At 63.2% G+C, this 14,963-nt stretch carries 15 protein-coding genes, 1 tRNA gene and 1 other RNA gene; 9 read left to right on the top strand and 8 right to left on the bottom strand.

Annotated elements, in window-relative coordinates; genetic code table 11:
• Nucleotides 1–32 precede the first annotated feature (32 nt).
• A complete protein-coding gene (locus tag ABEA18_RS15255) occupies nt 33–1,286 on the top strand; it encodes a glycosyltransferase 87 family protein (protein WP_345450392.1) in 1,254 nt (417 codons plus the stop codon).
• Here the strand turns inward: ABEA18_RS15255 and mptB are convergent.
• On the bottom strand, nt 1,270–2,895 hold the full coding sequence (gene mptB / locus ABEA18_RS15250; protein WP_425550542.1) for a polyprenol phosphomannose-dependent alpha 1,6 mannosyltransferase MptB: 1,626 nt from the start codon (nt 2,893–2,895) through the stop codon (nt 1,270–1,272). The two genes, ABEA18_RS15255 and mptB, sit on opposite strands and share 17 nt — an antisense overlap.
• A 151-nt stretch (nt 2,896–3,046) precedes the next feature.
• Between mptB and orn the strand changes: the two genes are divergently transcribed.
• The 4 genes from orn (at nt 3,047) to ABEA18_RS15230 (ending at nt 5,428) form a co-directional block, all read left to right on the top strand.
• Nucleotides 3,047–3,673 carry an oligoribonuclease gene (gene orn / locus ABEA18_RS15245; protein WP_345450388.1) on the top strand — a complete coding sequence of 209 codons (627 nt, stop codon included), beginning with the start codon at nt 3,047–3,049 and terminating at the stop codon, nt 3,671–3,673.
• A 130-nt stretch (nt 3,674–3,803) separates the two neighbouring features.
• Nucleotides 3,804–3,876 (top strand) — tRNA-His (locus ABEA18_RS15240).
• A 124-nt stretch (nt 3,877–4,000) separates the two neighbouring features.
• A complete protein-coding gene (gene def, locus ABEA18_RS15235; protein ID WP_345450386.1) occupies nt 4,001–4,573 on the top strand; it encodes a peptide deformylase in 573 nt (190 codons plus the stop codon).
• Between the two features lie 3 nt (nt 4,574–4,576).
• On the top strand, nt 4,577–5,428 hold the full coding sequence (locus ABEA18_RS15230) for an acyltransferase domain-containing protein (protein ID WP_345450384.1): 852 nt from the start codon (nt 4,577–4,579) through the stop codon (nt 5,426–5,428).
• 26 nt (nt 5,429–5,454) lie between these two features.
• Here the strand turns inward: ABEA18_RS15230 and ABEA18_RS15225 are convergent, their stop codons facing one another.
• The 4 genes from ABEA18_RS15225 to rnpB all read right to left on the bottom strand — a co-directional run bounded on the left by ABEA18_RS15225 (nt 5,455) and on the right by rnpB (nt 8,814).
• Complete coding sequence (locus ABEA18_RS15225; protein ID WP_345450383.1) at nt 5,455–6,252, bottom strand: HNH endonuclease family protein; 798 nt, start codon at nt 6,250–6,252, stop codon at nt 5,455–5,457.
• A gap of 132 nt (nt 6,253–6,384) precedes the next feature.
• A complete protein-coding gene (locus ABEA18_RS15220) occupies nt 6,385–6,594 on the bottom strand; it encodes a hypothetical protein (RefSeq protein WP_345450382.1) in 210 nt (69 codons plus the stop codon).
• Nucleotides 6,595–6,680: 86 nt separating this feature from the next.
• Nucleotides 6,681–8,177 (bottom strand): glyceraldehyde-3-phosphate dehydrogenase, encoded by a 1,497-nt coding sequence (locus tag ABEA18_RS15215; RefSeq protein WP_345450380.1) that lies wholly within the window; start codon nt 8,175–8,177, stop codon nt 6,681–6,683.
• A gap of 245 nt (nt 8,178–8,422) precedes the next feature.
• Nucleotides 8,423–8,814: RNase P RNA component class A (gene rnpB / locus ABEA18_RS15210), an RNA gene on the bottom strand.
• Nucleotides 8,815–8,918: 104 nt separating this feature from the next.
• Here rnpB and ABEA18_RS15205 point away from each other — a divergent pair.
• A complete protein-coding gene (locus ABEA18_RS15205; protein ID WP_345450378.1) occupies nt 8,919–9,683 on the top strand; it encodes a YaaA family protein in 765 nt (254 codons plus the stop codon).
• Between the two features lie 71 nt (nt 9,684–9,754).
• Here ABEA18_RS15205 and ABEA18_RS15200 read toward each other — a convergent pair whose 3' ends face one another.
• Both ABEA18_RS15200 and ABEA18_RS15195 read right to left on the bottom strand, forming a co-directional pair.
• Complete coding sequence (locus tag ABEA18_RS15200) at nt 9,755–10,492, bottom strand: zinc ribbon domain-containing protein (protein WP_345450376.1); 738 nt, start codon at nt 10,490–10,492, stop codon at nt 9,755–9,757.
• A gap of 110 nt (nt 10,493–10,602) precedes the next feature.
• Entirely contained in the window at nt 10,603–11,520 is a 918-nt protein-coding gene (locus ABEA18_RS15195) for a Nif3-like dinuclear metal center hexameric protein (protein ID WP_345450374.1), read from the bottom strand.
• A 146-nt stretch (nt 11,521–11,666) separates the two neighbouring features.
• Between ABEA18_RS15195 and msrA the strand changes: the two genes are divergently transcribed.
• The 3 genes from msrA (at nt 11,667) to epsC (ending at nt 13,837) form a co-directional block, all read left to right on the top strand.
• Nucleotides 11,667–12,191, top strand: a complete 525-nt coding sequence (gene msrA / locus ABEA18_RS15190; RefSeq protein ID WP_059387765.1) for a peptide-methionine (S)-S-oxide reductase MsrA — start codon at nt 11,667–11,669, stop codon at nt 12,189–12,191.
• A gap of 75 nt (nt 12,192–12,266) precedes the next feature.
• Nucleotides 12,267–13,202 carry a cysteine synthase A gene (gene cysK, locus ABEA18_RS15185; RefSeq protein ID WP_234749924.1) on the top strand — a complete coding sequence of 312 codons (936 nt, stop codon included), beginning with the start codon at nt 12,267–12,269 and terminating at the stop codon, nt 13,200–13,202.
• 50 nt (nt 13,203–13,252) lie between these two features.
• Nucleotides 13,253–13,837, top strand: coding sequence for a serine O-acetyltransferase EpsC (epsC, locus tag ABEA18_RS15180; RefSeq protein WP_059387763.1), 585 nt, complete (start codon nt 13,253–13,255; stop codon nt 13,835–13,837).
• Here the strand turns inward: epsC and ABEA18_RS15175 are convergent.
• Complete coding sequence (locus tag ABEA18_RS15175) at nt 13,834–14,667, bottom strand: oxidoreductase (protein ID WP_345450371.1); 834 nt, start codon at nt 14,665–14,667, stop codon at nt 13,834–13,836. The genes epsC and ABEA18_RS15175 overlap by 4 nt on opposite strands.
• Between the last annotated feature and the right edge of the window lie 296 nt (nt 14,668–14,963).

Genomic DNA, 14,963 nt, shown 5'->3' with positions numbered 1-14,963 from the left:
TTTCCGTTCGATTCTTTGACGGGCTCGCCCGCGTGCGCGACGCCGCCCTGCCGCCTGCCGCTGTCGCCTGGTTCGGCCGTCCGTCCAGCGTTTGGTGGGGTTTCGCCGCCGTACATGTGTACTTCCTCGGCTGGATGGCAAGTTTCTTCCTGTCCGGAAACACGTTCAGCGACACTGAGCAGTACCGCCAGTGGGCGATGGCCGGATACAACCCTGCGGATCTCCATGGAGCCATCAGCCCGTGGGTCTACCCGGTGCTTGCCCAGATTCCGATCTTCCTGGCCAACATCGCGGGCCCGGGTCCTTACCTGCTGGTTTGGACGTTGATCATCACTGCACTCAATGCCGCCGGCTTGTTCATCTTGACCCGCGGCCCGCGCAGGGCAACAGGGATTGCCCCTGCCTGGTGGTGGCTGTTTTTCACGGCTTTCATGGGCTACCTCAGCTTTGCCCGTGTGGAAGGCATCACGGCACCCATCGTGTTGGTCGCGTTGCTGTATGCCGCCACGCGGCCCGTGGCGGCGGGCATCCTCCTCAGCATCGCCACGTGGATCAAAGTCTGGCCGGCCGCCGTTTTGGTTCCGATCATCATCGCGAGCCACCGCAGGCTGCGGATCATCACATGCGGCGCCGCTGTAACTGCCGCCGTCGCATTGGGCACCTATCTTTCGGGCGGCCTCCCGCATATCCTCGACTTCCTGACAAACCAGGGTGAGCGCGGCATGCAACTCGAAGCCACGTTCTCAACCCCTTGGGTCTGGTTGAGCGTGCTCAACGTCGGCGGTTCCAAAATCGCCGACAACGTCGCCATCAATTCCACCGAGGTGTACGGACCGGGTGCCAATGTGGCGGCGTTCATGATGCAGCCGCTCTTGGTGCTTGCCGCCGTCGCCGGCTCTGCCCTTTTGCTTTGGGCGCTTCGGCGGGGTGCCGAAGCGGAAGAGTTGTTTCTCGAGGGCGCCCTCATGATGACCACCGCGTTCATCGTGTTCAACAAGGTGGGTTCGCCGCAGTTCATCATTTGGCTTGCGCCGGTGGTTGTCGCCGGGCTGACCCACGATTGGAATCGTTGGCGGGTTCCTGCCGCCCTCCTGATGGGTATCGCCGTGACGACTTTTGTGATCTACCCGTTGTTCTACACGCCGCTGATCCATGCCAACCCCGTGATGGCAACAGTGCTGACCACGCGGAACGTGCTTCTAGTTGTACTGCTCTGGTGGTCCGTGCAGCGGACCTTGGAACTGGGCCGCAAGTCCGGCGCAAGAACCGCTATCCGGAGCGCCTGAGCCGCTGCTCAAGCCGGCGGAGCAGTTGCGCAGGGCTGGAGCGGATCAGCAGCCTGCGCGTGTGAACGTCCAACACCATCAAGTAGACGGTGAATCCCACGGCCACCAGGAAGGCCAGGGAGGAAACTTTGACGTTCAGTTCCACGAAAGACAGGACCGAAATCTGGTCCTGCGCGCCGAAGGCCACGAAGAACGTGACGGCGACATAGAGGGACTTGATCTGCCAGTCGTCCCTGATGCCCGTGACCGCAAGCAGCGGGATGAACCACAAGATGTACCACGGCTGGATAATCGGAGAAAGCATGACGACGGCGGCAAACGCCAGGGCCGCGCGTCGCACCAGCCGTGAGTAGTCGCCGCGGAACATCAGTACCACTACCAGCCCGATTCCGGCCCACTTCATGAGGGTGCGTAGTCCCGTAGCCACGGTGGAACCGGGCAGGCCCAGGAGGTTGGCGATGACCTCGACCTGCTGGCCCAGGAAGCCCGAAGGCGAATATCCGGTGTAGCCGGGCGTCGGATCAAGGATGGCCCAAACCCATCCAAAGCCAAGGTTGTAAGGAATTCCGCTCACCGCCAGGACGGCAAAGCTGATACCCGCTGTCGCGCCCCAGAACAGGAACTTGCGGGCCCAACTCGCTGCCGGACCCGCCCACATGAGGCCTATGAATGGCAAGAGAAGTACTGTGATCGGCTTGATGCCGATGGAAGCCGTGACCAGCAGAAGGCCGGTGATGTGGCGCCCGGTGGCTGCAAAGTACATTCCCGCCACTGCCAGGCCCACCATGAGGGCATCGTTGTGGGCGCTGGCGACGAAGCTGATGAGAAAGAGGGGGTTGGCGACGGCGATCCACAGTGCGCGGCCGGGATTGATCCCGTGCAGTTCGGCGAGCCTGGGAACATACACCACGCAGAGCAGCACTCCCACTGTCGCAAGCACCCGGAAGAGCAACACGGAAAAATCGGGCTGGGCGTCGGTGATGCCCACAACCCACCTGGCAAGCCACAGGAAATAGGGCCCGTACGGCGTCTTGGCTTCAGCCCAGGCAGGATCGGCGCCCAGGGAAAACCAGTTACTGAGCGAGGAAATGCCTGCGGTGTAGGGGTTCTGGCCTTCCAGCACCAGCCTGCCCTGGCCGGTGTAGGCGTACACGTCGCGCGAATAGATGGGAACGGCAAACATCAGGGGCGCCGCCCACGCCGCGACAGCGACAACCACGGATCTGAGCGATCCGGGCCCCCAGTCCTTGAGCCTTTGTCCGAGCCTCAACCATGACCTGACCAAAAGCATGGCCCCCGCCGTCAGCAAGATGGTGGAGGTCGTCACGCCCCAGCCCTCCGTGCGCAGGGCGATGACAAGAGGGTGCCTGAACATGGGCGATCCGTTGGCAATCCAGCCGGCACCGATCGACCCGACGAAGATCATCAGGGATCCAAAAAACCCTTGCCAGATTGCCACATAGGCCTTGATCTGGCCGGGGGTGCCGGCGCCGATGTGCGCGGCATCCGGGGAATAGAGACTCGCGGCGGCCTTCTCCGACGGCGCCGCGGGTTCCTTTGCCTCATCCCGGCTATTTGAGGTGCCCACGCCCGTTCCGCCTGCCGTCATGATATTCCAGTCCCTACGTACATTGGTCCAGCTCATCGATGCAGGCAACAACCGCTCGACAACGGCCCAGTTTACCAGCCACGGTAAGCCCTAGGAGCGGAATGAAGCGCCCCGCCACCCTTCCCACGCGACCGAACGGTAGGCTGGACGGGTGCCTATTACTAATGAACGCATCGTCTGGATCGACTGTGAGATGACCGGCCTCGACCTGGTAAACGACGCCCTGATCGAGGTCGCGGCCTTGGTCACCGATTCGGAGTTGAACATCCTGGGCGATGGCGTCGACGTCGTTATCAAACCCGAAGACGCCGCGCTTGAACAGATGAACGACTTCGTCCGCGACATGCATACGCGCTCGAAACTCCTGGACGAACTCCCGCACGGCAAGACCATGGACGAAGCCGAAGCGATCGTCCTGGAGTACATCGAGAAGTGGGTACCCGATCCGAAAAAGGCACCGCTGGGCGGCAACTCAGTCGGAACCGACCGGATGTTCCTCGCCCGGGACATGCCCAACATCGTTGAACACCTCCACTACCGGGTCATCGACGTGAGCACCATCAAGGAGCTCTCGCGCCGATGGTTCCCCCGCGCGTATTTCCAGTCGCCCGCCAAACATGGCGGCCACCGAGCGCTCGGAGACATCAAGGACTCCATCGACGAACTGCGCTACTACCGCGAGGCCGTGTTCGTTCCGGCTCCCGGTCCCGATACAGCCACTGCGCAGAAGATTTCCAAGCAGATCGCCGCCGGACCGGAGACCCCGGCAAGCACGTGATCTGGGGCACCTTTTCGGGAAATTTCAGCCAAACGGTCAAAAGTGGCAAAACCACCCCCTAAGACGGGGTATAGTTTTTGTCGTTGCCTTCGCAGCTAACGGGTCATTCCGAAAGCACAAAAGGCGCATGGTGGGCGTAGCTCAGTTGGCAGAGCGCCTGGTTGTGGTCCAGGAGGTCGCGGGTTCAACCCCCGTCGCTCACCCTCACGGGATCGGTAGTTGTTTATCGATCGCAGCCAAAGGCCGTACTGGTTATCCAGTGCGGCCTTTGCTTTGTCCCGGCCGATTTCGGCCATTCCAGGCCCGAGAACCAGAGGAACACCTGACATGACCGTCCTGCCAGTCACCATCTGGGGCGAGCCCGTGCTTCATCGCCGGGCGCGCGAGGTGGAAAAGTTCGACGACGAGCTGCGCACCTTGATTGCCGACATGTTCGAGACCAACGAAGCCGCCAACGGCGTCGGGCTGGCCGCACCCCAGGTGGGGGTCGGCAAACGGATTTTCATCTTCAAATACGCGAACGACGACGACGCCCCGGACGAAGGCGTCCTGGTGAACCCGGTCCTCACCCTCTCCAAGATCCCCGGCGCCCTTCCCGATCCCGAGGAGGACGTCGAAGGCTGCCTGTCATTCCCCGGGGAGCACTACCCCCTTCAGAGGGCCGAATGGGCCCGCGTCCAGGGCTTCGACGGCTACGGCAACCCGGTGGATTTCGTGGCGACGGGCTGGTTCGCGAGGGTCATGCAGCACGAATTCGACCACCTCGACGGCAAGCTCTATGTGGACCGGCTGGCTGACCGCTACGCCAAGAAGGCCAAGAAGCAGGCCAAAAAGAACGGCTGGGGAGTTCCCGGTCTGAGTTGGATGCCGGGTGTTGACCCGGACCCCTTCGGACATTGACCGATGGCCGGCATAGCGCAGGATGAATTATTCAAGCTTCTCGACATCCAGGGCGAGGACGCTTTTGGGTGTGCCTCGCTGCTGGAGTCACCTCCTGGAGACGGCGCTCGACGGGCCCTTGCCAGCCTTGACGCCCGCCTGGGCGTCTTTCCAAGTAAATCTGCAACCATGGACGACTGCACGGAAACGGACTGGATCGAGGCGCTCCTGCGTTTCGCGCCGGTAGTCCACCGCTATCATCTTTCCCTTGGCATCCCGCCGGAATCCTCCGCCGCGATCCTGGCCGATGTAGGACTGAACCTTCGAATCAACCGACGGGTCCACGGTCGCTTCGGCCTGGACACGTGGGCATGGCTGACCCTCCACATGGCCGGAAACATCTTCCGGATCGGTCGCCTGCAATTTCACCTTGTCCGCGGTGACGCGGGAGGCCCCTCCGCCGCGGGCGCCTCCTGGGTGCTGGGCGTGCACATCCCCGAGGATGGCGGCCTCTCCCCCGCCCTCGTGGACACGAGCTTCAGCCAGGCCAGCAAGTTCTTCGACCGATACTTCCCGGACAAGGCGGTCTCCGTGGCAAGCTGCGACTCCTGGATGCTGGATCCCTACCTGGCCCGGAAGCTGCCGCACAGCAACATCGCCGCTTTTGCCCGCCGGTTCACCCTGGACCGCTGCTCAGACGCTCCGGGCGACGCTGTCTACTTCACCTTCCGGCAGCGGGGAATGGACAACCTTGATCGGCTCCCCCGCGAGACGTCGCTTCAGCGGGTGGTGCTGGAAAGGATCGACGACGGCGGGACCTGGCAACTCGGACACGGCCACCTGATGCTTCCCCCAGCGCAGGCCAACCACGCCTGACGCGGCCGCCCCGCGCCCTCAAGCGGCTACATCGCCCTGATGGTCCGTTGACCGGGGCACGAGTCCAGGACGCGCCTCATGGCGTCTTTCTCCGCCTGGGTGACCCAGAGCCCGTACGCGGCTTTGACGGAAACCTGCCGGGCTACGTAATGGCAGCGAAAACCCTTGTTGGCAGGGAGCCAACTCGCGGCGTCGCCCGCGCCTTTCTTCACGTTGGCCGGGCCGTCAACTGCAATGAGGTTGAGGGGGTCATTGGCGAGGCTTTGCCGTTGTTTGGCAGTGAGCTGCTGGGCACCCTTCTGCCAGGCATCCCCGAGAGCCACCACATGATCGATTTGTATGGCCGAGCTGCTTTCGGAGCCCCTGCGGAAATGGATGTCCTGGCCGGTGTACGGCTCGCGGAGCTTCCCGGACGCGATCCTGCATTTGGAGCCTGCCGTGAACTCCGCTGCCGTAAGATCCCGCCTCAGGATGTCGTTCCTGGTATCGCAGCCGTTCCGGTCGACGTCGAGCCAGGCCTGGCCGAACTCGTTGCGGTCGTAGGTGTCCTTGGCTGCGCGCCCTTTCACGGGAAGCGCTTCCAAGGCATCGACGGCGGAACCGGCCGGTACCGGCTGAACGGCTTCCACCGGCTTCATCCAGTCCGGGTCGAAGACAGGAGCTTCCGTTGGTCCATTGATCGGGTCCTGGCCAACTGCGAACTGGCCGTTGGTGAAGAACCATCCGATGCCCGTTAGTCCACCGGCGAGGATGAGAATCAGCAGCACCCAGGCCTGCCGGGACTGGCGGCGGGCGCGTCGATAAGCGGCCCAGGTGGTGCTCAAGGGATTGCGTCCTTTCGGGCAGGAACACGTCCCTTGAGACTAGTTGATGCGCTGTTCGCCGACGCTGATATCCACAGTGTGGAGGACAGGTCAGAATGTCGGAACAATCACAGCGCAAGCTGCAGGGGCGGCCTACTGCTCCTTGGTGACGCGTTTCAGGTCTTCGGCCGCCAGCTCGAGAAGGGACCCCAATTGGATGACCCTGTCCTCGGAGATATCCCCCGCCGCGTGTCCGGCCTTGGCTTCGTCGAGCAGCCGCTGGGCTTCCTTGAGGTTGGCGCGCGCCACGTCCAGTGCGTGTTCAAGGGTTGTTTCGTGATCCAGAATCTTTTCGCTTTCCATGCGTCCATTCTGGTCAGGTTTCCCGGCTGATACCAGCGCATCAGCCGGGAATACCCTGTGTCTTTCCTCGCGTTGTCCGGAGCCGGCTAGACGCCGGCTGGCTCCAAGGTTGCCTTAGGTTCAAGGTTCACAGCGACGCCGCGTGCCGGGAACGACGGCGGGTTCACGCCGGCCATTTCTTCCATGACGCGCACTACCTGGCAGGAGTAACCGAATTCGTTGTCGTACCAGACGTAGACCACGAGGTGCTTGTCTGTGGCGATGGTGGCCAGGCCGTCCACGATGCCGGCACGGCGGGAGCCCACGAAGTCCGTGGAGACGACCTCGGGCGAGTCGATGAAGTCGATCTGCTTCCGCAGCTCCGAGTGCAGGGACATTTCACGAAGGTAGTTGTTGACTTCCTCCTTCGTGGTTCCCTTTTCAAGGTTCAGGTTCAGGATGGCCATCGACACGTCCGGGGTGGGAACGCGGATCGCGTTGCCGGTCAGCTTGCCCTGCAGTTCCGGAAGGGCCTTCGCCACCGCCTTGGCCGCACCAGTTTCGGTGATGACCATGTTCAGGGCAGCCGAGCGGCCGCGGCGGTCACCCTTGTGGAAGTTGTCGATCAGGTTCTGGTCGTTCGTGAACGAGTGCACGGTTTCCACGTGCCCGTGGATGACGCCGAACTTGTCGTTGAGTGCCTTGAGCACCGGGGTGATGGCGTTCGTTGTGCACGAAGCCGCAGTGACGATCTTGTCCGTGTCCTCGATGGAGGAGTGGTTGATGCCGTGGACGATGTTCTTCAGATCACCCTTGCCCGGAGCCGTGAGCAGCACCCGCGCGACACCCTTGCTCTGCAGGTGCTGGGACAGGCCCTCGGCGTCGCGCCAACGGCCCGTGTTGTCCACCACCAGGGCATCCTTGATCCCGTAGGCCGTGTAGTCCACGGTGGAGGGGTTGTCCGAGTAGATGACCTGGACCTGGACACCGTTGGCCGTGATCGTGTTGGCGGCCTCGTCCACGCGGATGGTGCCCTCGAAGGAACCATGCACCGAGTCACGCCGCAGCAGGCTTGCGCGCTTGACGAGGTCGTTCTCGGCACCCTTGCGGACCACGATCGCGCGCAGCCGCAGGCCGTGGCCCCCGCCGGCCTTTTCGATCAGGAGGCGCGCCAGCAAGCGGCCGATGCGCCCGAAACCGTAAAGCACGACGTCGGTGCTGGTCCGGTCGTCCGCGCCGCGGCGCCCGACAACCTCGGCAAGCTCGGCGCGAAGGAAGTCCTCCAGGGGCGTTCCCGCGGCCTCGGCCTTGTACTTCTCGTTCAGGCGGGCGATATCGATCGCAGCGGCCCCGAGGTCAAGTTCAGCCAGGATGTTCAGCAGCGGCGCGGTCTCTTCGAGACGGAGTTCGTCCTTGCTCATCCGGCGCGCAAAACGGTGGGCTTTCAGGATGTTCATCGACGACTTGTTGATGAGGCTGCGCCCGTGGATGCTGGTCACCACGTTGTTCTCACGGTACAGCCGGCCGATCACCGGAATCATGGCCTCGGCCAGCGCTTCGCGGCCCATCCACGTATCAAGACAAGAATCTGATGACTGGCTCACAGAACTACCTTCCTAGGGTCAGCTACATACGTCCTCGTACGTAGATGGTGGCCGCCCGGAGTAATCCTGCGGCACTGGCATCGGCGGGACTTCGGTCTGCCCGGACACCTCGAACGTTGCAAAGAAAAACCGCCAGCTGCGAACGCAGAACCGGCGGTGGAACTTCTACGTTCACTGTCCATTCTAAGGTCTGGCACCGGGCGCCTTGGCCCCCGGAATGCGTGAAATCACTCACACAAGGCTGTGGGATGGGTTGACCGATACGCCGGGTTCTGTCCTCCCCCGCCGTTGCCGGCGAAGGAGTGGCGACCATCCATCTACGAACGCCGTTGCCGACGCCCTCCAGCGGCCTACCCGGACACTCGGGCGAGCAGCCCTCGATCGTGCCCTGTCTGGCCTTGCTCCGGGTGGGGTTTACCTAGCCTCCCTGGTCACCCAAGGAGCTGGTGGTCTCTTACACCACCGTTTCACCCTTACCTGCTGCCTGCCTGTGCTGGCACAAGCAGACGCAGGCGGTCTGTTCTCTGTGGCACTGGCCTGCGGGTTACCCCGAGTGGGCGTTACCCACCACCCTGCCCTGTGGAGCCCGGACGTTCCTCGAGCCACTCACGTGGCGCGCGGCCGCCTAGTCAACCCATCCGCCCTATAGTCTACCGGCGTCGGGCCCCCGCATTTTCAGACAGCACTGCCGAATCGTTCTGCCTGGACAATCCGCGACAGCAATACCGCTAATATCGACTGGTGCTGATTCTGCTGCCACCTTCCGAAGGCAAGACCCCCGCTGCCAAGGGCTCCGCCGTCGAATGGGAGTCCCTGAGCTTTCCGGAACTCAACAGCTACCGGGCCAAAGTGCTCGACGCGCTCGGCCTGGTCAGCGCGCACGAGGACGCCCTCGCACTCCTGGGGGTTGGCGCATCCTTGAAGGACGACGTCGAACGCAATACCCGGCTCCACGCAGAACCCGCAGCCCCGGCCCACCAGGTGTATTCCGGTGTTCTCTACGACGCGCTTGGCTACAAGACCCTCACACCGGCGCAGCGCCGCAAGGCGGTGGAGTCGGTCCTCGTGGTGTCCGCCCTGTGGGGCGCCATCGGCTTCGGCGACCGCGTGCCCGCCTACCGCTTGTCCATGGGAACAGCACTGCCCGACGTCGGGCGCCTCGCGTCGTTCTGGAAGCCGCAGCTTACGCAGGCCCTCGCCGCGCGGGTGGAGGGCGAGCTGCTGGTGGACTGCCGCTCCAGCACCTACGCCGCGGCTTGGGCTCCTCCCGCGGCGCAGACTGTCGCCGTGAACGTCTTTTCCGAGTCCAACGGCAAACGCACCGTGGTCAGCCACTTCGCCAAGCACACCCGCGGCGAACTGGCCCGGCACTTGCTGAGCCGTCGAGGCAAGGCACCAGGGACGCCCGAACAGCTGCTCAAGGCAGCGTCGGAACTGTGGACTGCGGAGTTGACGGAAGGAACGGCGCGCAAGCCCCACACCCTCAGCATCATCCTCCCCGACTAGCTCGCAGTAGTTGTCGTTTTGAGCGCTGAAAACGACATTAACTGCGAGCTAGTTGGGTGGGGAACAGATGGTTAGTTCCACTCGGCGGAGCGCACCAGGATGCAGCCGGAATCGGGGCAGAACACGATCTCGTCTTCGGCAGCGGCCTTGACCTCGGCAAGGTCGCCGGGGCTCAGCGTCATTCCCGAGCCTTCGGACTTCCCGTGGAACAGCCTGGCGGCCCCCACCCCGCGCTTGGCGAGGGTCTTTTCGTAGATAGCCAGCATCCCGGCGTCGAGCCCTTCGGCGAAGCCGGTCCGCTGGGCGCGTACTTGGGTCTCTTCGGCAACAATTTCGGCGATCGCGGTGTCCAGCTCGGTACGGATCCCGGAGAAGGAACCCTGGATATCATCGACGATCTGCTGTTGCGCGGCTTGACGCTCCCTGAGTCCGTCCAGGCGTTCCAGGATTTCCAGCTCGACATCTTCAAGGTCCGAACGTCGCTTGCTAAGCGAAGCGATATCGCTCTGCAGCGCAACGAGATCCTTGGAAAGTCCGGTGCCGCTGTTCAACCTGGCTTCGTCCCGCTCAATGCGGCTAGCCACTTGCTCGACGTCTGCCTCGGACCTGCGTAGCTCTGTTTCGGCGTCGTGGACAGCAAGTTTCGCGGTTCCGAGCGCACCGTTGGCCACGCTGAGGGCGTCCTGGAGATCGGTGATGCGGGGGTCGGTCTCCAATGTGCGCCGGCGGTTCGCCAAGGATTTGAGCTTCGCATCCAACCCCTGCAGTTCGAGCAATTTCAACTGTTCCGCCGGTGCTGCCTTGGCCACGCTTACCTCCGCTTGATCGTGCCGGGGATGATATTCAGCCCCAGCCAGGCCTTGGGCCTGTTTGTCTCGACTCTATCGCCTAGGGCGCTCCCCTGCCTCGCACGCAGGGCTTAGCCGGGAGTCAGAATGAAGTCCCACGGGTCGCTGTTGGTGGAAGCCACCCGGATCTCGACGTCGTGACCCTGGTCCGCGAGCACGTTGCCGAGCGCTTCGGCCGCGGCGGGCAGCCACAGCCACTCGCTCGCGAAGTGCGATACGTCAACGAGGTACGGCCTGCCGTCAACGGCAGCTTCGCGGGCCTCGGATGCAGGGTGGTGCCGCATATCGGCGGTGACGTAGATGTCCGCCTGGCTGGCGCGGACGGCGTCGAAGAGACTGTCTCCCGCTCCGCCGCAAACGGCCACACGCCGCACGAGTCCATCCTTGTCCCCGGCGACCCGCACGCCGCCGGCCACTGAGGGCAGGATCTCAAACACCCGCGCGGCGAAATCTCCCAGGGTCATGAGTTCGGGCAGGTCGCCGACCCGGCCGATTCCCTCTTCCGGCAAGCCGTGTGCCGCAGGAGCCAGCGGGACAACGTTGTCCAGCCCGAACGCGTCGGCCAGGACATCGGAAACGCCTCCGACGGCGGAGTCCCCGTTCGTGTGTACGGTCAGCAGCCCGGTACCTGACTCAATGAGCCGATGGACGGCGAGGCCCTTGGCGGTGGTGGCAGCAACGGAGGTGACGCCCTTGAGCAGCAAAGGGTGGTGCGTAACGAGGAGCTCGGCGCCCCATTCGATGGCTTCTTCAATGGCGGCGAGGGTCGGATCCACAGCGAACATGACCTTGGTGACGGTGGCGGTGGGCCGTCCGACCACAAGCCCTACCTCGTCCCATTCCTCGGCGAGCGATTCCGGCCAGAGCTCCTCCACTGCCAAGAGGACCTGCCCTAGCGTAGGGGTGCCGGCTCTTGGAGTTCCGGCTGCACCATTCTCCGGTTCTTCGCCGGATCCTGTATCTGCAACCGCGGTGTTCACAGCTTCCATGCATTACATTCTTGCGCATCCGGCGGCCAAGTCGCGCCTGCCGGCACCGGGCCGTTCGAGTTTGTTGCCACTGGCCGGGTCTGCGCCGTCACAGTCCCGTAAGGTTGTGCGGGAATCATCCGGGACTCCCAGCCATTGAAGAGATCATGAAAACTTTTGTACTTGGTGGAGGCTGCTTCTGGTGCCTCGACGCCGTCTACCAGAAGACCAAGGGCGTCAGTTCCGTGGTTTCCGGCTACACGGGCGGGCACATCCGCAACCCCGACTATTACGATGTCTGCTCCGGAATGACGGGCCACGCAGAGGTGGTCGCAGTGACTTTCGACGAGGACATCATTCCGGCGGACATCATCCTTGACATGTTCTTCGCCCTGCACGATCCCACCACGCTCAACCGGCAGGGCTACGACGTCGGAACCCAGTACCGTTCCTCGATGTTCTACACCACCACGGAAGAAAAAATCCTCTTCGAGGAAGCCATCCTCCGGAACCAGGAACTGTGGTCGAAGCCGATTGTGACCGAGGTCAGCAGGCTGCCGGAATTCTACGAAGCGGAGTCCATCCACCAGGACTACTACGCCAAGTTCCCCGAACAAGGCTATTGCCAGGTGATCATCAACCCCAAGCTCGCCAAGGCCCGGAAATATTACTCTTCGTGGCTCCGCGCGTAGCAGCGTGTAGCACCGCTCGTTAGGCTGACCTCAGCAGTAGCTATTTCAGCGAATTCAGAGAATAGGCATGATTACATGGCACGGATCTACGACGACGTCACCCAGCTGATCGGCGGAACCCCCCTGGTCCGCTTGAACAGGCTCACCGAAGGCTTGGACGCCACGGTCGCCGTGAAGCTGGAGTTCTACAACCCCGCCAATAGCGTCAAGGACCGTATCGGCGTCGCCATCGTCGACGCCGCCGAGAAGTCCGGTGCGCTGAAGCCGGGCGGCACCATCGTCGAGGGAACCTCCGGCAACACCGGCATTGCTCTGGCGCTCGTCGGCGCGGCGCGTGGTTACAAGGTCATCCTGACCATGCCGGAAACCATGTCCACCGAGCGCCGCGTCATGCTGCGCGCCTACGGTGCTGAAATTGTCCTGACCCCCGGTTCGGAAGGCATGCGCGGTGCCGTCGAGAAGGCTCAGGAAATCGTGGCCAACACCGAGAACTCCGTCTGGGCCCAGCAGTTCGCCAACGAGGCAAACCCGGAGATCCACCGCACCACCACGGCCGAGGAAATCTGGGCAGACACCGACGGTGGCGTGGACATCTTCGTCGGCGGCGTCGGCACCGGAGGCACCATCACCGGCGTCGGGCAAGTCCTGAAGGAGCGCAAGCCCGAAATCCAGATCGTGGCCGTCGAGCCCAAGGACTCCCCCATCCTGAACGGCGGCGCCCCCGGCCCGCACAAGATCCAGGGCCTTGGCGCGAACTTCATTCCGGAAATCCTGGACACCAACGTCTACGACGAGGTTCTCGACGCAACCCTCGAGGACTCCGTTGCCACCGCACGCGCCCTCGGCACCAAGGAAGGCATCTTGGGCGGCATCTCGGCCGGCGCGGCCGTCTGGGGCGCGCTGGAGCTCGCGAAGCGTCCGGAGAACAAGGACAAGCTCATCGTGGCAATCGTTCCCGACTTCGGCGAACGTTACATCTCCACGGTGCTTTTTGACGACATTCGCGGCTGATTGCGGACCCCGCGCAACCGCTTTCTTTCATTTCCTGTAGAAAGGTCTTTGTGAGCTTCTTCGCAAGACTTATGGAGGACCTCGAGGCCGCCCGGTCACATGACCCGGCGGCCCGGGGCTCCTTTGAGAACTTTTTTGCCTACTCCGGCCTGCATGCCATCTGGGCGCATCGCCTGACGCACAAATTGTGGCAAAACCCCGAACTGCGGTTCCCTGCGCGACTCATTTCGCAGCTTGCCCGCTTCCTGACCGGCATCGAGATCCACCCCGGCGCGACCATCGGCCGCAGGTTCTTCATTGACCACGGCATGGGTGTGGTCATCGGTGAGACCGCCGAGATCGGCGAAGATGTCATGATCTACCACGGCGTGACGTTGGGTGGCCGTTCCTTGGCCAAGGTCAAGCGCCACCCCACCATCGGAGATCGGGTCACCATCGGAGCCGGGGCCAAGGTGCTTGGTCCCATCACCATCGGCGCGGACAGTGCCATCGGCGCCAACGCCGTCGTGGTCAAGGACGCACCGCCTGAGTCGATCATCACCGGTGTTCCGGCAACGTGGCGGCACCGTGATGCCAAGAGCGAAACGAAACCCGCCGTCGATCCCGCCGAGTACTACATCGAGTACCGGATCTAGCCGGAAAAGCGTTTGTAGGCGTTCCAGAAAACTGTGTCGAAGGCCCGGTCGGGAAGCACCCTCCGCATGGCCAGAATGGTCCAGGCTCCCCTGCCCACCGGGTACCGGGTCCTGGGCCTTCGCGAGGTCGCCGCATGGACTATGGCGCCCGCCACGGTACGCGGGTGCGTCGAAAGAGCGGTTCCCGACGTCGATGCCAGGGCGGCTGCCACGATCCCGGCCTGCTCGCGATACGGTCCATGTCCCGAGACCGTCAGCAGGCTCTCCCCCGCGATGGTTCCCCATTCCGTGTCCGTGCCCGCGGGCTCGATGATTGCCACATCGATGCCATGGGGCTTCAGCTCCAGGCGGAGGGAGTCACTGAGGCCCTCGACGGCGAATTTTGTCGCGTGGTACCAAGCGCCCAAGGGCTCATACATCTTGCCGCCGATCGAGGAAACGTTGATGATCCTGCCGGAAGCCGCAGCACGCATCACGGGAATCACCAGCTGGGACATCCGGGCGAGACCGAAGACGTTGACCTCGAACTGGCGCCGCCCTTCGTCCAGGGGCACCTCTTCCAAGGAACCGTAGGACCCGTATCCGGCGTTGTTGACCAGTACGTCGATCCGTCCCTGCTCGGCCAGGACAAGGTCCACGGCGGCCTTCATCGAGTCGTCCTCGGTGACGTCCAGGGACAACACCTTGATTCCGTGGGCTTTGAGCGGCTCCATCTTCTCGACCCTCCGTGCCCCGGCGTGCACGACTAATCCTGCCTTGCTGAGCTTGATAGCGGCTTCGAAACCGATTCCGGTTGACGCACCTGTGACAAATGCGATGCGTTGCGGCATGGACTGCTCCTCGTGTGACGGGTGGTGTTTTCCTTCAGGACGTACCTACGGCAAAGGCCGGCGCCTCCACAGTACGCGGAAGTGCCGGCCTTTGATTTGAACCGAATCGAGCCTGCCCCCAGGGGGGGACAGCGTGGTCCCTACGTGGCGACGGAGTCGACACGAAAGGGGCCTGCCCCTAGAGTGGGGCAGCAGGGTCCCTACGTGGCGACGGAGTCGACACGAAAGGGGCCTGCCCCTAGAGTGGGGCAGCAGGGTCCCTACGTGGCGACGGAGTCGACACGAAAGGGCCTGCC

This window comes from Arthrobacter gyeryongensis (genome assembly GCF_039543785.1).
In the GTDB taxonomy this organism is placed as follows: Bacteria; Actinomycetota; Actinomycetes; order Actinomycetales; family Micrococcaceae; genus Arthrobacter; species Arthrobacter gyeryongensis.
Note: the sequence above shows the minus strand (reverse complement) of the source record. Positions and strands in the feature narration are given on the sequence as shown.